Genomic DNA, 26,270 nt, shown 5'->3' on the forward strand with positions numbered 1-26,270 from the left:
CGAAGCGGCCGAAGCGCGATTTTCGGCAAGCCTTCCGCGCCGCGCCGACGCCATGGAAGACGCCTTTCCGTGTCGCATTGTGGCGCCCCGCATAATCCGCTCCCCGCTGGGCCCGTCGGTCGTGCGCCCCCGCCGCAGCCAGGTCAGACTCTCGACTGAGGGCCTCGCCTGATCAACAATGACCCCAGGAGCCATCGATCGACCCACTGATCACAGGAGGGAGCGCGATTTGGCGGCGGTGTTCTTCGGCATCTTGGGGCCGGTATGCGTTCGCCTGGACGGTCGGCAATCCATCGAGCTGAGCGGCAAGCCGAGCGTGGTCCTGGCCAGCCTGCTGCTCAATGTCAACACCACGGTGTCCAGGGACCGGCTGATCGCCGCGCTGTGGGAGAACGCTCCCCACTCCGCGGTCTCCAACCTTCAGACCTACGTCGCCCGGCTGAGAAAGGCGTTGCCGGCGGGCGCCCGCCTCCTCACCAAAGGATCCGGCTACCTGCTGCAAGCCGGTGCGGACGAGGTCGACCTGCTCATCTTCGACCAGGAGGTGCGACAGGCTCGGCTGGAGGCCGAGAGGGGCGAGGCCGGGGCCGCGGCTGAGCGGTTCGAGCGGGCGCTGGCGCTGTGGCGCGGCCAGCCCGCCGAGGGCACTCCCCTGGGGGGCGACCTGCTCGCCCGCGTCGCCGAGGTGGAGGAGCGCCGCACGGAGACACTGCTCGACTACGCGGAGGTGAAACTCGTCCTCGGCGCCCACAAAGAGATCATCGACGATCTCCACCACCTGCTGGCTGAGCAGCCCTTACGGGAGAAGGCCTGGTATCTGCTCATGCTGGCACACGCGCGCGCGGGGCAGCGGGACAAGGCGCTCGACACCTACCGGCGCGCCCGCGACGTGCTTGTGGAGGAGCTCGGCGTCGAACCGAGCAAGGACCTGCAAGACCTGCAGTCCATGATCCTTGGCGGCGGCCTGCCGCCCGTCGTGCCCGAACCGCGGGCGAGGGGCATCTGCCAGCTGCCTCCGGACATCGCCGACTTCGTCGGCAGGCAAGGAGAGCTGGCCACGGCGCTCGAGACGCTCGGCCCGGCCCGCCAGCGGGCGACGACCTCCGAGCCGGCGGGGGCCGAGCCCGCGCGGATCCCGCCGACGCTGACGGTGCCCCTCTGCGTCATCTCCGGCCAAGGGGGCGTGGGTAAGACCGCCCTGGCCATCCACATCGCCCACCACGCCCGGCACGACTTTCCCGACGGGCAGTTGTACATCAACCTGCGCGGCGGGGAGAACCGCCCCACAGACCCGGAGGAGGCGCTGGGCCGGTTCCTGCGCGCGCTCGAGGTCGACAGCGCCACCGTCCCCGCGGGACTGGACCAGCGGGCGGAGCTGTACCGCGGCAAGCTGGCGAACGGGCGCTACCTGGTGGTGCTGGACGACGCGGCGGACGAGGGCCAGCTCTACCCGCTGCTGCCCGGCACGCCGGGGTGCGCGGTCCTCATCACCAGCAGGCACCGGCTGACGGGGCTGCCCGCGGCGCGCATGATCGATCTGCCGATGATGCCCTCCGGCGAGGCGCTCGAACTCCTGCGGCACCTCATCGGCGCCGATCGGGCCGCCGAAGCGTCCGGCGACGCCGACACGCTCGTCCAGTTGTGCGGTGGCCTGCCCCTTGCCGTACGCATCGCCGGAGCCAAGCTCGCCGCCCGCCCGCACTGGGGCCTGGACCAGCTGGTCACCAGGCTGAGCGACACGCGCAGCCGCCTGCGCCAGCTCTCCCACGGCTCCCAGGCGGTGCGGGCCAGCCTCGCCGTGGGCTATCAGGGCCTGACCTCTCCGGCGCGACGGCTGTTCCGCCTGCTCGGGCTGCTGGAAGCGCAGGACTTCGCCGCCTGGACGGCCGCCGCCCTGCTCGACATGCCGCACGCCGAGGCCGAGGATCTGATCGAGCAACTGGTCGACGTCCGCCTCCTCGACGTCGCGGGTCACGACCCGTCCGGGCAGGCGCGGTTCCGCTTCCACGACCTGACGCGTGCGTACGCGCGAGAATGCGCCGAGGCCGAGGAGTCCGACAACGAACGGATCGCCGCGCTGCGACGTGCTTTGAGCGCCTGGCTCGCCCTGACCCGCCAGGCGCACGTCCGGCTGTGCGGCGGCCACTACCGCCTGCCGTACGGCCGCAGCCCGCTCTGGTCGCCTGACCCGGAGATCGTCGAACGCCATGTACGCGACCCGCTCGCCTGGGTGGAAGCCGAGCGGGCGGGCATCGTCACCGCGGTCGGCCAGAGCGCGGCGCTGGGAGCGGACGAACTCTGCTGGGAACTCGCCTCCAGCGCCATGCACCTCTTCGAGACCCGCAGCTTCTACGACGAATGGCGCGCGACGCACGAGACGGCCCTGCTCTGCGCCCGGACCTCGGGCAACGTACGGGGCCAGGCGACCGTACTCAACGGCCTGGCGGGACTGTTCCTCGCCCGCGACGACATGCAGCGCAGTGGCGAGGCGCTGGAGGAGGCCCTCGGGCTGTTCGAGAAGGCCGAGGACCGGCACGGCCATGCCCTGGTCCTGGTCAACCTGGCCGAGCTCCATCGTCTAGAAGGCCGCTACGCCCAGGCCTTGGAGGTGTACGAGCAGGCGACGGAAGGCGTGGCGCGGGCCGGCGACCACGGCACGGAGATCGCCATCATGCGGGGCATCGGCCACATCCACTTCAACCAGGGGCGCTACGACCTCGCCGGCCCGTACCTCCGGCGGGCGGTACGGCTGGCCGACGACACCGGCGACGTCCGTTCGCGGGAGTTCGCCAGGATCATTCTCGGCGAGATCGAGCTCGCACGAGGCGATTCCGCCGCCGCGGAGGCCGGTTTCAGCCAGGCGATGTCCTACTTCGACACGCTCGGCTTCCCCAGAGGGACCGCGTACGCGACTCTGGGGCTGGCGTCGGCCAGACTTGCCCAGCACGACCTCGTCGACGCGGAACGTCTTCTGCAGCGGGCCCTGGCCATCTACGACAACGTCGGAGAGAGCCTGGGCCGGGCCCGCGTCCTGTTCGCCCGGGCCGAGCTCCGGCGCCTGCAGGGCCGATTCGACGAGGCCGTCGCGACGTTGACGGAGGTCATAGAGATCTGCCAGGCCATCCCCGCCCCACGCCGCCACGGCCTCGCCCTGCGCGCCCTCGGTGACGTGCACCGCGAGGCCGGAGACCTGCCCGCGGCCGTGGACGCCTGGCGGCGCTCGCTCGCGATCCTGGAGGCCACCTCCTCATCGGAGGTCGGACAGGTGGCCGCCTTGATCAAGCAACACCTGCTCTGACCCGGATGCGCCGTGTGGGAATCACACCGGCAGTGGTGACAAACGGCATCTATGGGACGTCGCTCCCAGCTCATACCGTCGAGACATGTCCATCAGACGCCTCCTCGCCGCTCTCGCCACAGCGCTGCTGGCGGCACCCTTACTCGCGACGCCCGCGCACGCGGACGGCTCGCACGACTGTTTCTTCGGTGAGCGGAGCCAGGACGGAGCCGAGTATGCCCTGACCGCCTGGGGCTGCAGCGGCTCGGGCTACTTCGACGTGACGGTCACCATCCGGTCGGGCGCCGCGGCGGGCGGGCACACGTGCCGCACGGCTCTTCCGTGGAACAGCAGCCTGTCGGCCACCGGCTGCCAACCTTCGTAACCCCGAGGCCCTCGCGGACGTAGGGTGCAGATCAGCAACCAGCCGTCGTCCTTCGCGAGATGGAAGCCCGCATGACCGTCACCCCCGCGCACCTGAGCGCCTTCGCGAGCCGCGCCGAGGCGCTCGCCGCCGAGGTCCGGGCGCTCTGCGACAGCGCCCCGATCGGATCGCCGGAACGCGACCCCCTTGTGGCGGCCGGGCAGGCCGCGAACTGGCTGGCCCGAGGCGCCGAGGATCTGGAGCGCGCGGCCGAGGACCTGGCCAGGCTCCAGACCCAGCCGTGCGGCCTGCCGTGGGGCATCTGCCCCGAGCACGGCAACACCCTCTCCTCCACGGCCGGCGTCTCCACGTGCCGGGTGTGCCGGCGCACCTGGAACCACGACCGGCGCGGCCGGCCGTGCCAGGAGCCGGTGGCGTGGAAGGTGATCGACCGGGCCGGGACGGAGACGAGGATGTGCGACGGGCACGTCCTCGGAGCCCGCGCGGCCGCCGCGGGTGCGACCTTCCTACGCCTCGACGAAGGCGGCGCGGAGCCACGGGCCCAAAGTATGTGATCGTGTTGTCGGGGATCACCCCCGGTGTGAAGATCAGAGAATGCCCCGACCAAGAACGGTTCTCCCCTTACTTGCCGTCGCCGCCTCCACGCTGCTGATCAGCGGAAACGCCGAGGCGGCGGCGGATCCGCCGTTACCCTCGGCCATCTTCCGCGCCACGCACAACAGCTACTCGGGCAACGTCGACGGCGCCAAGAACTCGATCACCTACCAGCTCGACCACGGCATCCGCTTCATCGAACTCGACATACACGACAACGGTTACGCCACCTCGCACGACTACGCCATCGGCCATGACTCGCCCGGCAACCAGGTGGACCACACCGGAAACCCCGCGTCGAACCTCCTGCGCGACTGGCTCAGCGTGATCAACACCTGGTCCGCGCAGCATCCCGCCGCCGCACCGATCGTCGTCGCGCTCGATGTCAAGGACAACCTGACCGACAACCCCTCCTTCGCCGCCGGCGAGCCGGCCGCGCTCAACCAGGAACTCACCTCCGCCTTCGGCTCCCGGCTGTTGCAGGCCAAGGACTACCCGGCGAGTCCGCCGACGGTCGACACGCTGCGCGGCCGGGTGCTCGCGGTGATCTCCGGCAACGGCGAGACCCGCACCCAGTACAAGCGTGACGTCGGCGCCAACCCGGCCGTCGCGATCAACGGCCGCGGCCAGGTCGTGGAGGTGCACGACTCGGGCTCCGGCGCGCTCTGGTACTGGACCGGCACGTACGGTGCCGACGGCCGCGTGACGTGGTTACGCCACGGCAAGTACGACAACGGCGTCACACCGGCCGTCACCCTGAACGACAACGGCGACCTGGTCGAGGTCCACCAGTCCCAGAGCGCGACCACGCTGTGGTACCGCGTCGGCCACCTCGGTGCCGACGGCGAGATCACCTGGTCGTCCAGCCATCAGTACGACAACGGCGTCCTGCCGACGGTCAGGTTCACCGACGCGGCCGGCACCCAGTTGCGCGAGATACACCGCAGCCAGAGCAACTCCCAGAACTGGAACTGGAACGGCGTGCTCAACGCCGGCGCGGGGACGGTCTCGTGGAGCGGCAACGCCAAGACCTCCGACGCCCGCTACGACAAGACCACCTCGACCAGTGGCACGTCGCGCGTACACGTGTGGACCGGCGCCGACGGCCCCACCTCGGCCCAGACCCTGCGGCTGGACACCGACCGGTCCAACGGCGACCGCATCCGCTACCAGCAGGTCGCCTTCGACGAGTACCAGCAAGGCGACAGCGCGGAGCTCCAGCAGGGCGCGCTGTTCTACGCGGCGCCCGCCACCGAGTCCTCGTTCATCACCGCGGCACGACAGGCGGGTCGGCTCGTACGCGGCTGGGACTTCGATTCGGCGAGCGACGCCACCACCCCGCCGGCCAACTATCCGGCCACCAACCGCCCCTACGAGACCTGGTATCAGAACCTGCTCACCCAGTCCGGAGCCATCGAGTAATCAAGGTGGTTTGAACCCCGCAAGGAAGGCAGCCGTACCAGGCCAGAGAGAACTGAAAGGGTAATCATGAACATGCGCCCCCTCGTTATCCCTGGCCTGACCGCCGCCCTCACCCTGGTCGCCACCTCGCTCAGCCCCATCGCCGCGCAGGCCAGCACCCCCATCTACCTGGCCGCGTCGCTCAAGGGCGCGAACGAGGTGCCGGCCGCGGGAATGAAGGTAGGTGACGTGGACGGCAACGCCCTCGCGGTGTTCCGGATCCATGGCAACCGGGTCGACTACGCCGTCCGGTGGCAGAAGGTGGACGCGCCCAGCGGGTTCCACATCCACAAGGGCAAGCAGGGCGAGAACGGCGACGTCAGGGTCCCGTTCTTCGGCGAGGCGATGCCCGCCTCGCTCCACGCGGTCAAGGGCACGGTCCTGGTCAAGGACCTCAACCTGCTCGGCCGCATCGTCAACAACCCCGGCAACTGGTACGCCAACCTGCACAACGCCGAGTTCGGCGGCGGCGCGGTACGGGCTCAGCTGTACCGGATCCGCCCGGTGGAGCTGGAGTCGGTGCTGTCGCACGGGTTCGGCACCACGCTCACCGCGCGGGCCAACGGGCGTCAGGAGGTCCCGGCGCCCGGCATGAAGGTCGGTGACCACAACGGGTTCGCCGGCTGGCTGGTGCAGCCGGAGGGCAACCGGGTGTGGTTCGCCTCCTCATGGGGGGATATCGAGCCGCCGATCGGCTCGCACATCCACCGCGCCCCGAAGGGCAAGAACGGGCCGGTGGTCGTGCCCTTCTTCGCCGCCGAAAAGGGCCTGCCGCCCAGCGTCAACGGCGTCGCCGGCAGCGTGACCACCTCTACCGCGGTGGCCCAGCGCATCTGGAAGAACCCGAAGAACTGGTACGTGAACCTGCACACCGCCAAGTTCCCCGGCGGCGCGATCCGCGGCCAGCTCTACAAGGGCGACTGGTAGGAAAGCGATTCGGCAAGCCAGCCTCATGACCCGGAAAGGAGCCGGGTCGATCCAGGGCGGATCACGACAAGGCTGAAAACCTCCCGGTGGGGGTTAGCGACCCGCTATCCGATCACCACACGGAGGTGCGCCATGACGATTACCGCCAATCTCGACAAGCTGCTCGACAAGGCATTCGAGGAGTACGCCCTGGACAAGCTTCCTACCGCCCCGGTCAGCGCGCTCGCCGGTGTGAGCGACGCTGACGCCGAGTCGCTGGCCAAGGCGTTCAACATCAAGACCATCGGCGATCTCGGCCGCAACAAGTACTTCCGCGCCGCGGTGGCCATCGTCAACCTGGTCGAGGTCAGCAAATAGCGGCGCTTCGCGAAGACGCCCCGTCCACCTTCGAAGGGGACGGGGCGTCTCTCGCATAGCCGTCAGGTCGAGGGCACGTCGATCCTCTTGCTGGAGGTCGCCCCGATGACTTCGATGCCCCGGTAGCCGAGGATGCCGTCGAGCGGCAGCGACGCCGTGTACGGCGTGGTGACCGGCAGGCCGATGCCGCCGGGGAGTCTGCCGGTCACTTCGATGCCCCAGTAGTCGGGCCGGTGGACGTAACGCAGCGGCACCAGCTCGACCCGCATGTTGAGATAGGGCTTCTCGCCACGGACGACCAGGATGAACGTGTTGGGGATGATCCCGGGTATGACCCGCGCCTCTTCGAAATCGATGAGACGCGTCGACGACGGCCCGGGTGGCTCGCTGAGGGTCTGCGGCTTGGTGAGCTCGGCGGCGGCTGGGGTGGTCAGGCAGATGGCGAGCGCGACGCCCATGGTGGCGGTGGTGAGAGTGGCGATGAGACGCTTCACGGAACCTCCTACTACTCTACGCAGCCTTTCCACTACGCATAGTAATCAGCGAGGATGTGGAGCGCCAGCACCATGGACAGGCAGCGGCCCCCCGGACTACCCAAGCCGGGGGGCCTGTCTTGTGCCGCCATGTAAGGCGCCAGCGGCGTTTAAGAGGGCGGATCAGTCCTGACGACGTGCGCTCTGCCATTGAGCAACCGCCGCATGAAGAGCGGCGGGCCGGATTCGAACCGGCATCTCAACAATCACAGTCCATCCTCGGTTGATCTGGCGCCGACGGCGATGCTGAGCCTGGAGCGAGAATCTGAGTCTGATCGGCTGCCTCTGCCAACTGGGCTACCGCGGCTCGTACCGCGGGGAGGATTCGAACCTCCGCTGGGGCCGTTCGTCAGTTTCAATCTGAGCTTCAGCTTCGCGCTTTCGCGCACCCCGCGCTCAACGGGGAGTCTCTAGGTTAGGCGAACAGGTAACGGAACACCGCGTCGCCGACCTCCTGGTCCTCGACGGCAGTCGCGTTGGCCTCTTCGCGGGCGTACTTCACCGCGTCCTGAAGCTTCTGCACGCGGGCCAGCAGTTCGTTCACGCGGCGGCCCGGCAGCGCGCCGGAGAAGGTGGTCTTCGTCCAGTAGCCGACCACGACGTCCTCGGTGAACACCTGGACCTGCGCCGGATGCTTGTCCGTCGCCTCGGCCAGGACATGGTTGCGCGGCACCTTCTTGGTGCGGGTCGTCTTGACCGGCTCGGTGCGCCACGTCTCGGCGTTGTCGTCGAACGTCCACGTCTCGGCCGAGTCGAGCGTCGGCAGCTTCGAGATGAACGTGTGCAGGTCGACGAGCTGCTTCTCCAGGAACAGCAGGTACGTGACCGGCACCCCCGAGACGATCGTCCGGCCGTCGACGACCACGTCGGCCTTGGCGAGCGCGTTCGTCCAGTCCTTCGTCGCGGTCACGTCGAACAGCCTGGTCAGTGCCGCGGCCACGTCGGCGATGACCTGCTCGGTCTTCACCTGCACGCGCGTCGACTCCGGCGGCAGTTGCTCGCCCTCGTCGTCGATCGGCTGGTAGGTACGCGAGAGGCCGGACAGGAGCGGCGCCTTCTGGACGGTGTGGTAGGCGTCGGACACCGCACGCTGCGTGCTGGCCTTGACGCCCTTCTCGACCGCGAGGATCTGGTTGAGCTTGGTCACGGTCATGACCTTAGGTGGTGGCGTGGCGCGTTACACCCGATTTTCGCCGCTTGAGCTTCCAGACGGAAATCAGTACACCGGCTGGGATTGCCGACACCCGAAACCGAGAACTTCGCCCACGAGATCGTATTCACCGCCGTTCTCGTGAGGGCGGCGCCACGTGAAGGGGAGTTCGACCATGCCCAAATACCTGATTCAGGCGAGCTATTCGGTGGACGGCATCAAGGGGGTGCTTCGCGATGGCGGCACCGCACGATGCCGGGTGGTGGAGCGCATGCTGGAGAGCGTCGGCGGCCGGGTCGAGCAGATGTACTTCGCCTTCGGCGAGAACGACGTCTACATCATCGGGGACCTGCCCAACAACGCGGCCTCGGCCGCCATAGGCCTCGCGGTGACGGCGGCCGGAGGAGCACGGACGAAGACGGTCGTCCTGCTGACCCCGGAGGAGATCGACGAGGCGGCGCGGCAGGAGGTGGACTACCGAGCCCCGGGCGCATGACGGCGCCGACGCCGCTGACCAGGACTTGACGCATTCCTTACCTGGCAGGTGTGTACCCGGATCTAGCCTTGAACTGGAAGGGGCACGCCATGATCATCAATATCGTGCTCGGGCTGATCGTCATGCTGACGGTCTTGCTGGCGGTCAGCAGCATCAGGATCGTCAACCAGGTAGAGCGCGGTGTGGTCTTCCGCTTCGGCAGGGTTCAGCGGGAGGTCCGCCAGCCAGGGTTCACCCTCCTCATTCCGGTCGTGGATCGCATGAGGAAGGTGAACGTACAGATCGTCACGATGCCGGTGCCCACGCAGGAGGGCATCACCCGTGACAACGTCTCCGTCCAGGTCGACGCCGTCGCCTACTTCCGGGTCGAGGAGCCGCTGCGGGCGGCCATCGCGGTGCAGGACTACCTGTTCGCGATCGAGCAGGTGGCGCAGACCTCACTGCGCTCGATCATCGGCAAGAGCGATCTCGACGACCTGCTCTCCAACCGTGAGGAGCTGAACAGGGGCCTCGCGCTGATGATCGACAGCCCCGCGCTCGGCTGGGGCATCCACATGGACCGCGTGGAGATCAAGGATGTCCATCTGCCCGAGGGCATGAAGCGGTCCATCGCCCGCCAGGCGGAGGCCGAGCGCGAGCGCAGGGCCCGGGTGATCACCGCGGACGGGGAGTTCCAGGCCTCGCGGAAGCTCGCCGACGCGGCGGCCATCATGACCGAGGCCCCCGGCGCGCTTCAGCTACGGCTGCTGCAGACCGTCGTGGAGGTGGCCGCCGAGAAGACCTCCACCCTGGTCATGCCGCTGCCCGTGGAGTTGCTGCGCTTCTTCGAGCGCTCCGCGACAAGCGCCCCGGCAGCGGGGGCTGTCAGTTCCGCGGAGCCGAAGGCCGAAGAGCGGCCGGCCGTGACGGACTCCGCCACGCCCGAGCTGACCCCGCCAGAGCCTTCCTTCGAACGAGCCGCCGCCGACTCGCCCGCGAAGAACGGCGCCGCGCGTTCCGCATAGACCACACGCTCTGTTACCGGAGGTGCACGGTCGGCCGATGCAGGCTGACCCGCACGTGGACCCCTGCTGTCCAGCGGCCGGAACGATTCCTCGGTAAATACAGGGCATCTGGCGGATCCCGATCACAGACCTACCGATTACCCATAAGATGCGGTCAAAGGTGAGGAAGGGTGTGGCGTGACCGAGCGTGAGCGACCTCCGGGGAAGATCGATCCGACTGTCCCCACCGTCGCCCGAATGTACGACTATTTCCTGGGCGGGAAGGACAACTTCCCCGCCGACCGCGAGGCCGCCGAGAAGATCGTCGAGCTGAGCAGCCAGGGCGGCGCGAACGTACGGGAAATGGCCCGGGCGAACCGCGACTTCCTGGTCCGCGCGGTGGAGGCGGCGGCCAGGGCCGGCGTGCGGCAGTTCCTCGACATCGGCACCGGCCTGCCCACGCAGGACAACGTGCACCAGGTCGCGCACCGGATCATCCCCGACGCCAAGGTCGTCTACTCGGACAACGACTCGATCGTGCTGGTCCACGCCCGGGCGCTGCTGGCCGACAACCCCGACACGGTGATCATCGACGGCGACGCGCACGACCCCAAGGGGCTCCTGACCGCCGCCGCCCAGCACCTCGACTTCAGTCAGCCCGTGGCGGTGCTGGTCGTGGCGCTGTTCCACTACTTCAGCGACGACGACGAGGTGGCCGGCATCGTCCAGGCCCTGCGCGAGCCGCTGGTGCCGGGGAGTCAGCTGATCATCACCCACGCGTACGTGGAGAAGGGCCAGAGCATCCCCGACCGGAGGAGCGAGACCGAGGACGTCTACCGGCGTACGACCTCCGGCGCGCTGCACCTGCGGGACTACGAGATGGTGCGCACGTACTTCGACGGGCTGGAGCTGCTCGAACCCGGCCTCGTACCGGTGCAGAACTGGCGCAACGACGACCCGTTCATCGTCCCCGGGATGGAGAAGGGCGGCATCCTGGGCGGCGTCGGCCGCGTCCCTTAGCCTGCGGACCCGCCGAGCCCCCGCCGACCCGTTCGAGATGTCCAGGCACTTGCCGCTGTTGAGGTTCCGGTAGGTGCACGGCCCGGCCCATGAGCTCCTGAGCTGTACCCGTCCTTCGTGACCAGTTGATTGCCCAGCGATCGCCGCACCGAACCGTTATGCCGTCGTGATCAAGGCATGTCACGATCAAGGCATTCGAACTGGTTGTCGAGAAGGGGAAGACTCTGTGGGTTTATCGACTCTGCTCGTAAGGCTGGTGGCCATCGTCGCCGTGGCGTCCGGTGTCCTCGCCTCAGAAGCGCAGGCGGTTCCGCGACCAGCTCTCTCCAACGCCGTCTCTGTGGCGGATGACGCGCAGAACGCCGTGGGCAAACTCACCCTCGCCTTCGAGCGGACCACCGCGTCGAAGTGTCCGGTGACCATCAAGGTCCACGGCTTCTTCGAAGGGCTGCCCGAAGGCGCTCAGACCATCAGGTACCGCCTCGTCGGCACCGAGGAGTGGAAGACCGTCGAGGTGCCGGCCGGCCACGGTGGCGTCTACACGACCGTGCTGGAGACGCTCGACTGGGAGTACGACTGGGAGTCGGCCAAGACCTCGATCCAGATCGAGATCGACCAGCCGGACCCGCTGACGTCCAACGTCATCTACTACTTCAAGTGCGGCAACCCCGTCGGTGACCCCACGTTCGGCGTCGCCGAGGAGGACATCTCCAGGACCGCCATGGGCGGCCCGCTGGCGGAGCTGATCGCCGACGGGCAACTGGAGTCGGTCAAGTCCCTGTCCGGCGCGCAGGCCGCCCTGGTCAGCAGGCGGGCGATCCGCTGGGACCTGCCGGTGGGTCCCATCGACTTCGGCGAAGTCTGGAACGTGCAACCCGCCGGACTGGCCATCAACGTCTACGCGATGACCGGCGCACAGCTCAAGACGCTGCTCGGCCACGCGAGCCCGACGGCCGGCGTGCTGACCCCTTCGGCCTCAATCCGCTACACGCTGACCGGCGGGGTGGTCACCGAGCTCACGCTGAACGGCGCTCAGGTCGCCGACGACCAGGTCCTCAGGATCGCCGCGAACTACAACCTGGCGGCCGGCCAGGAGGGGTTCCCGGCCTGGAACTGGAGTACGAACGTGTACACCGCCGGGCCGGACGACACAGGGGCCCTGGCGACGTACCTCGTCGCGCACTCGCCGATCCACGCGCCGCAGGGCGACCGCGTCACCCTCAACTGAGGACAGGCCGGGCGGGCGCCGTCCCGCCCGGCCCAGAGGGAGACCTTAAGAGATCCGTAAGCAGGTGCTGCGACGCTTTAGGCACATCAGAACGGCGGGGCCGGACGGCCCCCGCGCCTTACCGAGGAGCAGCATCATGCGAAAGATCGCCGCAAGCCTGTTCATCTCGCTCGACGGGGTTGTCGAGAACCCGGCGGAGTGGCACTTTCCGTACTTCAACGATGAGATGGGCGCCGCCGTGGGGGCGCAGATGTCCGACACCCTGCTCCTGGGGCGCAAGACCTATGACAGCTTCGCCGGAGCGTGGCCGGAGCGGGAAGCCGCGGGCGGCGAGGACGCCGACTTCGCGAAGACGCTCGGCGACGCGCGGAAGATCGTCGTGTCCCGCCAGCCCCTGGAGTTCACCTGGCGGAACTCCGAACTCCTGCCGGGCGACCTGGTCGAGGCCGTGAGCGCGCTGAAGAAGGAGCCGGGCGGCCCCATCGCCGTGAGCGGCTCGATCTCGGTGGTCCGCGAGCTGCTGGCCACGGGTCTGCTGGACGAACTGCACCTGCTGGTGCACCCCATCGCCATCCGCAAGGGCGAGCGGCTGTTCGACCAGGGGGAGAACCCGGTCCCGCTGGAGCTGATCAAGTCCGAGACGTTCACGACAGGCGTGCTGTACCTGGTCTACAAGCCCGCGGGCGGGACGAGCTCGTAGTTCGGGATCGTGGGCTTCAGCCGCTGGTACTCCTGCTCGTCCGCGGCCGCCGCCGCGGCTTCGGGGATCTCGACGCGGCCGAGATAGGGGCCCTGCAGGCAGTGGTCACACCAGAAGTGGGCGTCACCGATGAGCAGGTGGGGGATCCGGAGCCGGTACACCAGGCGGAGGCAGGCTCGCCCGCAGTTCGGGCAATGCCCGGAGATCGGTCCGGGCAGCTCGTCACGGGCCCGCACATAGGCCTGAAGCCAGCTCTCCCATCGGAGTGCCTCGTCCTGAGTGTTCGACAATGGGCCACCTCGGTCGTCTCCCGGCTCTACGTACATATACCGCGATCGATGCCCGGGCGGCTCGCCGAACGAGCCGCCCGACCCCATGAGTCACCGGTTACGCGGATGGTTGTCCCACCAATCGTCCTCGAAGGCATAGGCCCGGTCTTCGTACGGGTCCGCCTCTTCGTTGGTCGTCGGGTAGGGGAGGCCCCCGCGCAGCTCCTCCACGTGGAACCGCTCGTGGGCGAGGGTGCGGGCCAGCAGTTCCTCGCTGCGGAAGGCCGCTCGCCGCAGCTTGACCGTCTGATCGGGATAGGTCACCCCGGCCTGCCCGTCGATGCTCTTGTCGATCCTGATGCGCAGGTCGTCGATCCGGATGTCCCAGGTCTGGGCCACCCGCCGGACCGTGTCCATGTTCATCGGGAGCTTCTCGCTCCAGTGCGGCTTTCTGGCATCCCTGGCGCGGGCCAGCTTGACGGAGTCACCGCCGACGAACAGCCCCCGCGCGCCCGCACCATCGTCGCCGCCATACCCCGCGTCCTCCAGGGGCAGCCCTTCCTCGGAGGAGCAGGCGGCGCCGGCGCCCGTCACGCCACGGCAGGGGTTCAGCTGCACCGTCGGATCCGGCGGGACGCCCGGGCCCGGATCAACGCGGCAGTCCTGCATCGCGTCCGCGCCGAACACCCCTGAGCATTGGCCGATGACGTGCGGGGCCGGGTCGAGGCCGCCGTTGGGCTGCCCGTCGCCCGCTCCGGCCTCGATCGGCGTGAAGGCCACGCCGACCTTGTCCAGGATCTTGTCGATGGCGTTGTCGACCCGGTGATTGAGCCCCTTGTCGAGCGCGTCGGCCAGCGAGATGCCCGCCGGGCCGGGGAGCTGGTCATGGTCGATCGGGCCCGGCCTGGTCGCGCGCGTCTTCGCGGCGATGTCGGCGAGCTCCTGGGGCGTGGGCGGCGGAGGCGGCGGCGGGTCCGCCTTGGGCGGGGTCTTCGTGCCCTTGCCGGGCGTGGTGCCGGGGTCGCCGTCGCCGGGCGTGCCGTCGGACTTGCCCTTGCCGGGCGAGGAGCCGCCCGGGTAGTCGATGGACGGTCCGCTGCCGTCCGGCCAGCCCTTCCACCAGTTGTTCTGCCACCACTTCCCAGCCAGGTAGCCCAGGCCGCCGGCGACGCCGACCGCCGCGAGGCAGCCGAGCCAGAGCGGACCGCAGAACCGTGAGCCGCGCGCGGCCGCGCCGGCCGCCCCGCCACCGGTGAGGACGAAGTCGGCCGCGGTCAGGATCGGCTTGGCGATGTCGATCTTGACGACCTTGATCACGTTCTTGGCGGTGCCGCAGACGAAGGCGGGGCAGCCGAAGTGGCCGGTCGGGTCGACCCGGTTGAGCGGGTCGCCGTCCGCGTAGGTGAAGCGGTTGCCCTTCACCGACGGCATCGGATCCACCTCGAGCGTGTCCCTGCTGGGGAACGCGCCGGTTCCGGGGTCGTACCAGCGGGCGGCCATGTTGACCTTGCCGCTGGTCGGGTCCGTCCAGCCGCCCTGGTAGCCGACGCCGCGCTTGGTGCCCGCGCTGGCGACGACCTTCCCGTACGGGTCGTAGGCCACCGAATCGGTCAGCACACCCGCGCCGGTGAAGGTGGCGGTGAGGTCGCCGTGCCGGTCGGTGTAGGCGTACAGGCCCGCGACGGAGACGACGTTGCCCGCCGGATCCCTGCCGTAGAGCTCGGTACCCGCCGCGGCCGGGGTGTTGCCCAGGCCGGAGTAGCTGAACGTGCGGCCCGCGGTGGAGGCGAGCCGGTCCAGCCCGTCGTAGGAGTAGGTCGTGGCACCGTCGCTGATCATCCGGTCGAACGCGTCGTAGCTCGTCGCGCTCGCGCTCCCGCCGGTCGGCGTCCTGGATCTCAGGGTGCCGCGCGCCGAGTAGGCGTAGCCGGCCGACCCGTCGGAGACGAGCTGGTTGCGCGCGTCGTAGACGGCGGCGGCCGTTCCCGCCTTGGTCCGGTTGCCCGCGTCGTCGTACTCGTAGGCGACCGAGTTCCACGACGTCAGCCGGCCCGCCAGGTCGTAGCCGTAGGTGTTGGCCGCGGCGCCCGCCGTTCCGGTCGTGGTCTTGCTGGTGAGCCGGTCGGCGTCGTCGTAGCCGTAGGCGATGGCGGCCAGCACCGCGCCCGCGTTGTTCTTGAGCGTGTCGGCGGTGGGCCGGTGCGACGCGTCGTAGTCGAAGGAACGCTTGGCGCCGCCGTAGTCCACGGCCTTGAGCTGGTTCATCGAGTCGTAGGAGTAGGTCGAGGTCCCGCCGGTGAGCGGGTCACGGACCGTGGTGAGGCGGCTCCCCGCGTCGTAGTCGTAGGTGGCCGTGCCCGCCTTGTCGGTGCGGGTCTTCATACGGCCGTCCGCGTCGTAGGTGAAGGACGCCGTGCCGGACGGCCCCGCCGTGCTGACGAGATGATCGCGATCGTCGTAGCCGAAGGTGTCGCCCCCGGCCGACGTCTGCCGGCCCACGGCGTCGTAGCCGAAGCTGTGGGCGGTCGTCGCGGTCTCGGCGCCCGCGCCGGTCTCCGCGGTGAGCTGGTTCAGCGCGTCGAAGGTACGGGCGACGGTGACCCCACCCGGCTTTTTGACCTGGACGGGGCGACCGGCCGCGTCGTAGTCGGTGATCGTCTGGCGGTCGGCGACGGCTGGGTAGGCCGTGGTCGCCGGGACGAGCATCGTCACCGGGAGGTTCCACGGGTTGTAGCCGTACGTGGTCGCGTTACCGTTGCCGTCGGTGAAGCGGGTGGTGTTGCCGACCGCGTCGTAGCCGAATGTCGTGTTGACGGTGTGCGTCGACGTGGTCTTCTCGTGCTGGCCGGTCAGCCGGTTCAGCGCGTCGTAGTCGTAGGTGGTGACCCCGCCCCCGGCCTTGTTGACGGTGACCGGGTTGCTCCCCGCGTCGTAGCCGATCGTCATCGGCCGTAGCTGCTTGCCCGACGCGTCGAGATCGGCCATCGCGGTCGCCCGGCCGGCACCGTCGAAGGTGACCGTGCTGCTGGTGCCGTCCGGGTTGGAGACCTTGGTCACCCGGCCGGCGTGGTCACGGGTGTACCAGTGGCCCTGGTTGAGCGGGTCGACGTCGACCACGACCTCGCCCGCCGCGTTGTAGCCGAACTGGCTGCGCGCGCCCGACGGCGTGGCGACGTAGGTCAGGTTCCCCGCGTCGTCGTAGTCGTAGGCGGTGGTGTACCCGGCCGCGGTGGGTGTGCGGTCGACGGCGGTTTCGGAGATCCGGCGGCCCAGGTCGTCGTACGTCGCCCCGGTGAGCCGTCCCGCCTGGTCCCGGGTCCAGAGCCATTCCCCGGCCACGTCGAAGCCCGAGCGCGACTGCTTGCCCGCCGCGTCGGTCGTGGCGACCACGTTGCCCAGTTGGTCGTAGGTGTAGGTGTCGCCGTGGCCGAGCGCGTCCACGGAGCTCGTCACGCGGCCCAGCGCGTCGTACGTCGCGGTGGACCCCGCGGCCACCGTGGCACCGGTGCCGACCTGCTGGTAGGAGGGCAGGGTGACGTTGAGCGGCCGGCTCATGGCGTCGTAGGCGAACGTGGTCCGGTAGCCCTCGGCGTCCTCGCTCGTCACGACGTCGCCGAAGCTGTTGTAGCCGGCCCGCGTCTGCGGCCTGACGTTGAACGGCGTGCTGCCCAGGTGCTCGACGGCCACCGTCGGCGCCTTGGTCATGGTGAGCCGGCCCGCCTCGTCGTGGGTGTAGTCGGTCACCGCGCCACGGGGGTCGGTCATCGTCCGAGGCAGGCCCCGCTGGTCCCTGGTCCAGGACGTGGTGAGCCATTTGTCGCCGTCCCAGACCTTCTGGGCCAGGGGCCGGCCCAGCGCGTCGAGGTCGAACGCGGTCCAGGTGTAGCCGCTGTCCTGCGCCTGGACCAGGGAGACCACGTGGTCGTCATCGTCGTAGCCGTACGTGGTCTTGCGCTTCAGGCCGGCGGGGTCCAGCAGAGCCGCCGTGGTCCGGTTGGCGGCGTCCACGGTGTAGGCGGTCGTGCTCTTGCCGTTGCCGGTGACGCTCTGGATGAGGTTGCCCGCGCTGTCGTAGGTGTTCTGCTGGAGCGGGATGTCCCGGGTGGATCCGTCGGCGTTGCGGAAGCCCTCGGCCCAGACCGATTCGAGCAGGTTGTCGTCGTAGTAGTGGTTGCGGGTGGTACGGCCCATGGCGTCGGTGACCGTGGCCAGGCGTCCGGCCGGGTCGTAGGCGCGGGATTCGAGGACCAGCTCCTTGGGGGAGTCGCTGTTCAGCGGGTCGCTCACCCAGTTGGCGAGGCTGGTGGTCAGCAGCAGTCCGGTCGGTCCGTAGACGCTCCGATAATCGGCGCCGGTGGCGTCCACGGTGCGGTTGAGGTTGCCGTAGACGTCGTACCCGTAGGTGGTGGTGTTACCGGCGGCGTCCTTGACGGACGAGACGCGGGCGGCGGAGTCGTAGGTGTAGGTGGTGGTGCGGGTGGGGTCCTTGCCGGTGGGGTCCATCCGGTCGACCTGGGTGACGTTGCCGTCGACGTCGTAGGTGTAGATGACCCACGGGAGGTGCTTGACGCCGCTGATCACGTCCGTGGTCTGGGGGCCGACGGTGGCGGTGAGGTGGTTGAGGGCGTCGTAGCCCATCGAGGTGGTGACGCCGTTCGGGAACGTGTCGGAGACCTGGGACACGGCGGTGGGCCGGCCGGCGCTGTCGTAGTCGTACTTCGTGGTGAGCCCCGCCGGGTCCACCATCTGGGCGAGGTCGCCGTTCTGGCGGTAGGAGAACCGGGTGGTCTTGCCGCCGGAGGTGGTCACGGAGGCGAGCAGCGAGTCCGGGACGGTGCCGCCGTCCACGGCGGCCTCGGTGCCGTCGGTGTAGGCGTACTTGGTGGTGCGGCCGGTGGCGGATCCGCCCACGGGAGGTGTGGTGACGCTGAGCAGGTCGCCGGAGATGTCGTAGGTGTAGCTGGTGCGGTGGTCCGTGTCGGCCGTGCTGGTGGCCCGGGCGTCGAACGTGCCGGTGAGCTTGTCGTTGCGGGGGTTCAGCGGGTTGCCGGTGTCCAGGTAGTAGGTGAAGTAGGAGGTCTGGCAGGAGCGCGGTCCCCGGCAGGTCACCTTCATGACCGGGTTGCCCCGGTCGTCGTTGAAGAGCTGGGTGGTGTGCCCGTCCGGGTCGGTCACCGAGGCCAGGTTGCCGTTGAGGTCGTAGCCGTAGCGGGTGGTGCCGCCTGTCGCGTCGTACAGCGAGGTCGGGCGGCCGCCGTGCCGGGGGTCGAAGGTGTAGACCATCGCCTTGCCGCCTGGGTCGGCGGCGAGCACGGTGGTGGCGGGGATGCCGAACGTCGCGACGTCGTTGTAGTGCGTCTGGATCGCGTCCGTGTGCAGGCTGTTCCAGTAGAGCGCCACCTCGTCGATGGTGCCGGTGAAGTGACCCAGGGTGTCCGAGGGCTTGGCGGGCCAGTTGCCCGCGATGAAGCCGGCGCCGACGTAGACATGATCCTGCGCGACCGTGGACACCGGCCCCTTGGACCTGGTCCCGACCACGGCACCGTCCAGCCAGAGCCACTGGGTGCCGCCCGAGGCCGTCAGGGCGACGTGGTGCCAGCTCGCGTCGGTCACGGCGGTGCTGGTGGTGATCGGCGCGACCGCGGCGCCGTCCCAGAACTGGCCGCGCAGCTTGCCGTCCGTCCCGATGTACAGCGCGGGCGTGTAGTTCGCCTGCGGCCCGGCCGGGTCGGTGATGGCCTGGGCCTGGTAGGCGAGCAGGACACCGGGCTTGGCGGTCTTGAACCACAGCTCGGCCGACAGGTCGCCGCCGCCCTTGATCTCGCCGTCGGGGAGCTCCAGGTAGGAGCTGGTGCCGTTGAACCCGGCGGCCGTGTCGCCGCCGGTGGCCAGGACGATGGGCGCGCTCTGGTTCAGGGTGACGTTGTGGTAGGTCGCGTCGGTGTCACGTCCGTCGCCGTAGGCCGCGCTGGCCGCCCGCGTGCCGGAGTACTCGGCGAGGCGGTAGTACTCGCGCGGCCGGGCGCTCAGCACCGCGTTGGGGTAGTACTCGGTGGAGCCCTGCGTCTGGGCGGGGTACACCCGCCAGAGCCCGCCGTTGGCGTCGGTCACCGAGGCGACGCGGTCGCTCTGGGCGTCGTAGGCGAGCGTGGCCTGCAGCTTGCCCGAGGGCAGCTTGACCGTCTCCAGCACGCCCGTGTACTGCCCGGCCTTGTACTGGGCGGTGACGGCCGTGGGGCCGAGCGGGTGGGTGTAGAAGGCGGGGTCGTCGATCTGGCCGGTGAAGTGGCCGCGCGTGTCGGCGGGCGCGGCGGGGCACCAGCCCGAGGTGTTGATGTAGCCCGCTCCGACGCTGGCGTTCGGCAGGCGGGTCGGCACGATCTGCTTGGACCGGTCGTCGACGATCGTCCCGTCCACGTACAGGCCCTGCCAGGTGCCGCTCGAGGTCAGCACCACGTGGTGCCAGGCCCCGTCGTTCACCGCCGTGGTCGAGCTCATCGATCCGCAGCTGCCGTCGTCGGACAGCTGGCCGTGCAGCTTCCCGTCGGTCCCGACGTAGAGCATCGGCAGGAAGCCCCAGGGGAGCGGGCCCCGTGAGTCCTCCAGCGTGTTCATCTGGGCGCCGTACAGCACGCCGGCCTTGGTGGTCTTGAACCACATCCCGACCGCCGCGTAGGTGGTGTCGTCGGTGATGTTGTACGGCATGCGCAGGTACGAGCTCGTGCCGTTGAACGTCGCTGAGCCGTCCGTGGCCCCGGCCGGGGCGCCCGCCGCTCCGTAGGCCAGGTTGACCGCCTCCGCGTCGTCCTGGCCGATGAACTCGTGGGTCTCGTTGGTCGCGCCCTGGTGGAGCCGGTAGTACATCGCGGGGGCGGCGTCCACGACGGCCGTCCGGTAGTGCGACACCATTTTGTAGGTGTATTTCGTGCAGGCCGTCGTCGTCCCCGGCGGGCAGACCTGGGCGAGCAGGCCGTAACCGTAGCCGTAGGTCCACGCGGGCGCTCCCTGGGCGGGATCGGTGGCGACCGAGGTCACCACCCCGCTGTTCCAGGTGAAGTAGAGGCCGCGGCCGCTGAGCTTGTTCACGACCTTGGCGAGGGTGCCGTCGCCGTTGTAGGTGAGGAACTCGCCGTGCAGGTCGTCGTCGTAGATCGCGGTCAACCGGCCGCTCGGGTCGAACACGTACGCGCCGCCGGACTTGTCGCGCAGGAACCAGGCCGCGTCGGTCTTCACCAGGCTCACCGACCGGCCCTCGGGCGGCGCGAACGTGCCGTCGGGGTTGCGGCCGAAGCGCGCCTGCCGCCCATCGGGGTAGGTGACGACGACGTTGCCCGTCCAGTCCGCGTCGGTGACGATCTTCATGTCGTACGCGGTGGTCCAGCCCACGCCGAACATCCCCGTGCGGGAGTTCAGGCTGCTGTACGAGCGGGTGATCGTCAGCGCGGGACCGGCGGTGGTCAGGCTGGCGTCCGTGGTGGTGGCCGCGTACTGGCCGGTCAGCGGGTCGACGCCCTTGACGGCGGCCGTGCCCGCGCTGTCGGAGACATGGGAGGAGACCAGGGGCTGCGGCACGACCGTGCTGAACGTGCTCCACCCCGTCGCCGGGCTGGAGGTCTTGCCGTCGGTGACCAGGGCCTGCCACACGTACCGCTCGCCCCACTTGAGCTTGCCCTGCGGCACCGTCCAGCTCGCGCTCTGCTCACCGGTGTTGGAGTCGCCCTTGACCAGGCCGGCCGCGGGGCACGTGTTGGTGTCGGAGAGCAGGCAGACGTTGAAGATGAAGTTCAGCGAGCCGCCGGGCCACTCGTCCTGATCATGGCCGGTGACCGTGAACTCCGGCGTCAGCGTGGACTCCACGTACCCGCTGCCCGGCCACATCGAGTCGATCTGGGGCGGGATGTTGACCACGGTCAGGCTGACGCACCAGACGGGCACACCCCAGTCGGAGAAGAACTGCCCGTTCGCCACCATGTCCCAGCAGATCTGGTAGGAGCCCGGGTTGAGCGAGTCGATCGTGGCGCTCACCTTCGCCGAGCCGTTGTTGGCGATCGTGGCGGGCAGGCTCGCGGCCGCGGTGGAGCTGCCCACGAAGGTGCCGCCGGTGGTGTACAGCTTGTAGCCCAGCTTGACCGAGCCGGGGGACCAGGAGTTCATCCCATTGTTGATCACCGTGACGGGGAGCTTGCCGGCGGTGGTGGCCGTCACCGGCGGGTCGATCGTGGCGTCGGAGCCGATCACGTAGAGCGCCCGCCAGGGGCTGTAATCCACCTGGAGGTACGGCGGGTTGGCCGAGTTGGCGCTGGCGAACTCCTTGAAGCTGTCGGCGGTCAGCGCCAGGCCGTTGTTACCCGCGCCGTTGGCCCAGTCCGACAGGGCGGACAGGCCCGCGCTGTTGATCCCGATCCACGCCCAGCCGGCGCCGCCGCAGGTGACGCCGCCGCTGAAGCTGGCCGAGCCCCAGGTGCCGCCGAGGGTCACGCCGGGATAGGAGGCGATCGTGCCGACGTTCCAGCTGCTGGTGATCTCCTTCACCGTGACCGGGTTGGCCGAGCAGGAGTTCGACAGGGTGTTGTAGAGGAAGAGCGCGGCGCCGGTCACGTAGGCGTGCGGGATCTGGGAGGCGAGGTTGAAGTTGATGTAGGAGTTGTTGCGCTTGGTGCCGTCCTGGGAGCCGACCAGGAGCTGGTCGCTGCCGGAGTGGTTGGCGCCGGAGTGGTTGTCGACGTAGGTGTCGGAGGCGGCGCCGCTGGTGGTGCGTACGTAGGAGGAAGGGTCGATGACCACCGGGAACGCGCGCTTCTCGGCGTGCAGCCACTTCTCGTCGGCGCTGACCCGCAGGACGTTGCCGACGAGGGCGTAATGGACCGCGTCGGAGCGGGCGCCCGCGGCGTCGCGCATGAATCCGGCGGGGACGGTGATGCGGACGGCGCCATGCTCGTCGACGAACTCCACACCCTGCGGCGAGCTGCGCGGCGTCAGACCCTTGGCCTGGAAGGGGAAGTCCCAGGGGCCCGTCGCGGCCTGGCGCGAGGTCAGGACGAGCGACTCCTTGATCCCGTTCCAGGTGGCCTCGACCTCGACGTCGGTCCCCGGCAGCACCTCGCTGTATTTCGCGATATTTCCAGAAATATTGGCTTTGGTGCTTTTTGCTCCTTGGAGGGCGAAGGACAGGCTGTGCCCCTCGTCCAAGGTGATCGACTGGAGCCTGGAGTCGGCGGCGTCGTCGGCCACCTCGACTCCGACGTCGTTGGCCGCCTGCCGCCAGCGCCCGGCCGCGCCGGTCAGGTTGAGGTCGATGTCCTTCCACTCGCCGGTGGCCGTCTGATATCGCACCGGCCTGGAGTAGGTGCGTACGGTGTAGGTCTGATCAGGGTTCTGGAAGACCTTCGACGTCGCGTCGCCCAGCCTGGGCACCACCTGGCTCTGCTTGGCGTCGAACCCGTGAACTTCCCCGTTGCCCGGCTTGCCGGTCGCCGCGCCCACCCGCTGTGGTTTGTTGGACAGCCGGGAGACAGGCTTGGGCGTCTTCGGGGCCTCCTGGGGCACGGTCCCCTTGGGCGGCTTGGCGGCGGCCCGCTTCGCCGGCTCGGTCCGCGCCTGGGTCGCGTCCGCCGCCACCTGGTGGGCACGGTTCGCCGCCGAGCCGAGCCGCTGCTCGGGAAGCGTGGGCTCCTTGGGAGCCGCTGAGGCTCCCTGAGCTGCGACGCTGATGACAAGGGTGCTCACTGTCAGTGCAGCGCAAAGACGGGTAGCCCAACGGTTCCTCATGCAGACCTCCGGCGGCGACCGTAATCGCCACCTGTCCGCCCCACATCTGTACGGGGGACGTGGATCTAGGTCGTCCGAACCTTCCCGGTTAGGTATGAGATCCACTACAAGTCCGGTACTCTCGCCTCGTGCTGCACGGGCGCATCGCGGAGCAGGCCAGGATCATGCGACTTCTCGCTGGTGAGAGCGGCGCCCTGATGGTGCGCGGGGAAGCCGGGGCGGGCAAGAGCGCGTTGCTCGCCTTCGCCGCCGAGATCGCGAGTGATCAAATCGTACTCCGCGCCTCCGGTACCCCCGAGGAGTCTCACCTCCCGTACGGCGGCCTGCACATGCTGCTGGCGACCACCCGCCCGCGCTGGAAACACCTGCCCGCCCAGCAGCGCGACGTCCTCGACCACCTGGGCGAGCCGGAACCGCGTGGCCCCGATGCCTGGCCGTACCTTCCGGTCTGGAACCTCCTGCGTCACCTGGCGGGGCGAGGGCCCGTGCTCTGCCTGATCGACGACGCGCACTGGCTGGACCGGGAGAGCCTGGCGGTCCTGTCCTTCTGCGTCCGCCGCCTCGCTGCCGCGCGCGTGGTGATCCTGGTGGCCGGCGAGGGCGACCTGCCCGCGCTGCGGGGGATCGACGAGCTGGACCTGCCCGGTGTCGACCGGCAGGCGGCGCTGGACATCGTCGCCGAGCGCAGGCCGGGCATCGTCCCGCAGGTGCGTGAGCGGATCGTCGGTGACGCCCGCGGCAATCCGCTGTCCCTGTGCGAGCTGGCCGCGGGGCTCAGCCCCGCGCAGGTCGAGGGCGGGCTGTCGCCGCTGGGCCTCTATACCGGCTGGCCCGGGCGTTCGCGCCGGGCCGATCAGTTGTACGGCGAGCGCTTACGCGCCCTGCCCGAGCGGACCCGCTTCCTCCTCCTGCTGGCCGCCACCGACCCCGCGGCCTCCCTGCCCGAACTGCTCGCCGCCACCAAGGCGATTCCGGCCTCGCACTCCGAGTCTTTCGCGGCCGCCGAGGCGATCCCGGCATCCCACTTCGAGTCTTTCGCCGCCACGAGGGCGATTCCGGCCTCGCATTCCGAGCTCTTCGCTGCCGCCGGAGCGACCCCGGCTGATCTGGAGCCCGCCGAGACCGCCCAGCTCGTCGAGGTGCGGCGGGCCGGGCTCACCCCTCGCCACCTGCTGATCCTGGTCGCCGCCTACCAGTCCGCGCCGGTCTCGGCCCGCATCGCCGCGCACCGGGCCCTGGCCGAGGTGTCGCCCGAGCGGCGAGTCTGGCATCTCGCCGCCGCTGCCGTACTGGGGCCGGACGAGGAGATCGCGCGCGAGCTGGCGGCCATCGGGACGTCGTCGGCGCTGGAACGCGCGGCCGAACTGACCGCCGACCCCCAGCCGCGCGCCCGGCGCTATGCGGCCGCCGCGGTCGCCGCGTGCGACGCCGGCCAGCTCCGCCGCGCGACGGACCTGGCGACCCGCGCGAGCGAGCTGAGCGCCGAACCCTCGACGCTGGCCTCGGCCGCCCGCGTGCTGGCCACCGTGGAGTCCGAGATCGGCTCGCCGACCAAGGCCGCGCAGATGCTGCTCGACGCGGCGGCCAGGATCGGCGACGACGACCACGCCATGGCCATCGTGATGATCGCCGACGCGATCCGGCTGTTCGGCTACAGCGGCGACGAGGGGCTCGCCGCCCAGATCGCCGCCGCCGTCTGGGCGTCCAGCAGCGCGGTCGAGGGCCAGGCGTCCGGCAGCGCGGTCGAAGGTCGGGCGTCCGGCGGCACGGTCGAAGGTCGGGCGTCCGGCAGCGCGGTCGAGGATCCGGCGGGTCCGGTGCCGGACACGGCACCGGCGGCTTCGCGAGCCCCTTCGCAGGTCGCGCGGTCAGGAGCCCAGCCCTCATGGTCGGCTCCGCTGGCCCGATCGTTGCCCACGCTGGCGAAGATCATGGCCGGTGACCCGTTCAGCGGCTTCGCCGCCATCGGCGAGCTGGTCGAGCAGACGCCCGCGTTGGCCACCCAGCAAGCCATAACCGCCACCTCTTTGGGGCTGATGGCCGCCGACGCCGGCTCGGCGCTGCGGCTGACCTCCACGCTTGTGACCGACTGCCGCCACCAGGACCTGCTGGGGCTCCTGCCGTACGCCCTGCAACTCCAGGCCCAGGCCCTCCTGCTGAGCGGCCGCAAGGCCGAAGCGCTCAGGCAGGCCACCGAGGGGCTGAAGCTCGCCGGTGACCTCGGCCAGACCCACCGGGTCGGGCACCTGAGCGGCCTGGTCGCGCTGATCGCCGCGTTGAGCGGCGACGAGAAGCGCTGCCGGGCCTACGCCGAGTCGAGCCTGGCCTACTGCGCCGACCACGACGCGCCGGCCAGCGCGGCGCTGGCCACCTGGGCGCTCGGCCTGCTGGAGCTGGGGCGGGGCCGGGCGGGCGCCGCCGTGGACCACCTCGCGCGCGTGGTCGCCGGCCCCGCGCACCACCCGGTGGTGGCGGTCCACTGCGCGGCCGACCTGGTCGACGCGGCCGTCCAGGCCGACCTGCCTGGCGCCGCCGTCGAGCCGCTCGCCCTGCTGGAGCGATGGGCGGGCGACACGCGCCAGCGCTGGGTGGGCGCGGTGGCGCTGCGGTGCCGGGCGCTGGTCGCGCCGGACGGCGAGGCGGAGCCGCTCTTCACCGGCGCGCTCGATCTGCACGGCCCGTCCCCGGCCTCCTCCTTCCAGCGGGCCAGGACCGAGCTCGCGTACGGGCAGTGGCTCCGCCGGATCAGGCGCAGGTCCGAGGCCCGCTCTCATCTGCGGGCCGCGCGGGCCGCGTTCGAGCAGCTCGGCAGCACCCCCTGGGCGGAGCGCGCCGCGGCCGAGCTGAGCGCGACGGGGGAGGCGAGCCCGGCGGAGCCGCTGCCGGAGGCGCTGCGCGGGCTGACGCCGCAGGAGCGGCACGTGGTGTCCCTCGCCGCGCAGGGGTCGTCCAACCGGGACATCGCCGCCAAGCTCTTCCTCAGCCCGCGGACCGTCGGCTACCACCTCTACCGTGCCTTCCCCAAGCTGGGCATCACCTCCCGAACCGAGCTGGCGGACTTGCTGCGGCAAGTCGGCACCGGTTTCGGGACGGTCACGCCGGCGTAGGCCCTCCAAGAGAAA

General features: G+C 69.9%; 16 protein-coding genes. 12 read left to right on the forward strand and 4 right to left on the reverse strand.

The window, feature by feature from the left end:
* Positions 1-238 precede the first annotated feature (238 nt).
* The 6 genes from AB0B91_RS10915 to AB0B91_RS10940 all read left to right on the forward strand — a co-directional run bounded on the left by AB0B91_RS10915 (position 239) and on the right by AB0B91_RS10940 (position 7,001).
* Complete coding sequence (locus tag AB0B91_RS10915) at positions 239-3,298, forward strand: BTAD domain-containing putative transcriptional regulator (protein ID WP_358318340.1); 3,060 nt, start codon at positions 239-241, stop codon at positions 3,296-3,298.
* Positions 3,299-3,383: 85 nt separating this feature from the next.
* A complete protein-coding gene (locus AB0B91_RS10920) occupies positions 3,384-3,662 on the forward strand; it encodes a hypothetical protein (RefSeq protein ID WP_358318087.1) in 279 nt (92 codons plus the stop codon).
* 71 nt (positions 3,663-3,733) lie between these two features.
* On the forward strand, positions 3,734-4,216 hold the full coding sequence (locus AB0B91_RS10925; RefSeq protein ID WP_358318088.1) for a hypothetical protein: 483 nt from the start codon (positions 3,734-3,736) through the stop codon (positions 4,214-4,216).
* Between the two features lie 40 nt (positions 4,217-4,256).
* Positions 4,257-5,678, forward strand: a complete 1,422-nt coding sequence (locus AB0B91_RS10930) for a hypothetical protein (protein WP_358318089.1) — start codon at positions 4,257-4,259, stop codon at positions 5,676-5,678.
* 72 nt (positions 5,679-5,750) lie between these two features.
* Positions 5,751-6,644 (forward strand): CHRD domain-containing protein, encoded by an 894-nt coding sequence (locus AB0B91_RS10935; RefSeq protein WP_358318090.1) that lies wholly within the window; start codon positions 5,751-5,753, stop codon positions 6,642-6,644.
* 132 nt (positions 6,645-6,776) lie between these two features.
* Positions 6,777-7,001 (forward strand): hypothetical protein, encoded by a 225-nt coding sequence (locus tag AB0B91_RS10940; RefSeq protein WP_219533331.1) that lies wholly within the window; start codon positions 6,777-6,779, stop codon positions 6,999-7,001.
* Positions 7,002-7,063: 62 nt separating this feature from the next.
* On the opposite strand, the gene AB0B91_RS10945 is transcribed toward AB0B91_RS10940, so the two are convergent.
* The gene (locus AB0B91_RS10945) at positions 7,064-7,495 is read right to left on the reverse strand and encodes a hypothetical protein (RefSeq protein ID WP_358318091.1); all 432 of its coding nucleotides are present in this window, start codon (positions 7,493-7,495) and stop codon (positions 7,064-7,066) included.
* A 454-nt stretch (positions 7,496-7,949) separates the two neighbouring features.
* Positions 7,950-8,681 carry a hypothetical protein gene (locus tag AB0B91_RS10950; RefSeq protein ID WP_358318092.1) on the reverse strand — a complete coding sequence of 244 codons (732 nt, stop codon included), beginning with the start codon at positions 8,679-8,681 and terminating at the stop codon, positions 7,950-7,952.
* 178 nt (positions 8,682-8,859) lie between these two features.
* Between AB0B91_RS10950 and AB0B91_RS10955 the strand changes: the two genes are divergently transcribed.
* The 5 genes from AB0B91_RS10955 (at position 8,860) to AB0B91_RS10975 (ending at position 13,111) form a co-directional block, all read left to right on the forward strand.
* The gene (locus AB0B91_RS10955; protein ID WP_358318093.1) at positions 8,860-9,180 is read left to right on the forward strand and encodes a GYD domain-containing protein; all 321 of its coding nucleotides are present in this window, start codon (positions 8,860-8,862) and stop codon (positions 9,178-9,180) included.
* 89 nt (positions 9,181-9,269) lie between these two features.
* A complete protein-coding gene (locus AB0B91_RS10960; protein WP_358318094.1) occupies positions 9,270-10,184 on the forward strand; it encodes an SPFH domain-containing protein in 915 nt (304 codons plus the stop codon).
* A gap of 177 nt (positions 10,185-10,361) precedes the next feature.
* Positions 10,362-11,183, forward strand: a complete 822-nt coding sequence (locus AB0B91_RS10965) for an SAM-dependent methyltransferase (RefSeq protein ID WP_358318095.1) — start codon at positions 10,362-10,364, stop codon at positions 11,181-11,183.
* A 226-nt stretch (positions 11,184-11,409) separates the two neighbouring features.
* Positions 11,410-12,411, forward strand: coding sequence for a 5'-nucleotidase (locus AB0B91_RS10970; protein WP_358318096.1), 1,002 nt, complete (start codon positions 11,410-11,412; stop codon positions 12,409-12,411).
* A gap of 136 nt (positions 12,412-12,547) precedes the next feature.
* Entirely contained in the window at positions 12,548-13,111 is a 564-nt protein-coding gene (locus tag AB0B91_RS10975) for a dihydrofolate reductase family protein (protein WP_358318097.1), read from the forward strand.
* On the opposite strand, the gene AB0B91_RS10980 is transcribed toward AB0B91_RS10975, so the two are convergent.
* Entirely contained in the window at positions 13,081-13,401 is a 321-nt protein-coding gene (locus tag AB0B91_RS10980) for a hypothetical protein (RefSeq protein ID WP_358318098.1), read from the reverse strand. The genes AB0B91_RS10975 and AB0B91_RS10980 overlap by 31 nt on opposite strands.
* Before the next feature lie 90 nt (positions 13,402-13,491).
* On the reverse strand, positions 13,492-23,106 hold the full coding sequence (locus AB0B91_RS10985; RefSeq protein ID WP_358318099.1) for a LamG-like jellyroll fold domain-containing protein: 9,615 nt from the start codon (positions 23,104-23,106) through the stop codon (positions 13,492-13,494).
* 170 nt (positions 23,107-23,276) lie between these two features.
* On the opposite strand from AB0B91_RS10985, the gene AB0B91_RS10990 reads away from it, so the two are divergent.
* The gene (locus AB0B91_RS10990; protein WP_358318100.1) at positions 23,277-26,255 is read left to right on the forward strand and encodes a LuxR C-terminal-related transcriptional regulator; all 2,979 of its coding nucleotides are present in this window, start codon (positions 23,277-23,279) and stop codon (positions 26,253-26,255) included.
* The last annotated feature ends 15 nt before the right edge of the window (positions 26,256-26,270 follow it).

Source organism: Nonomuraea sp. NPDC049141 (assembly GCF_040648415.1).
Lineage (GTDB): Bacteria > Actinomycetota > Actinomycetes > Streptosporangiales > Streptosporangiaceae > Nonomuraea.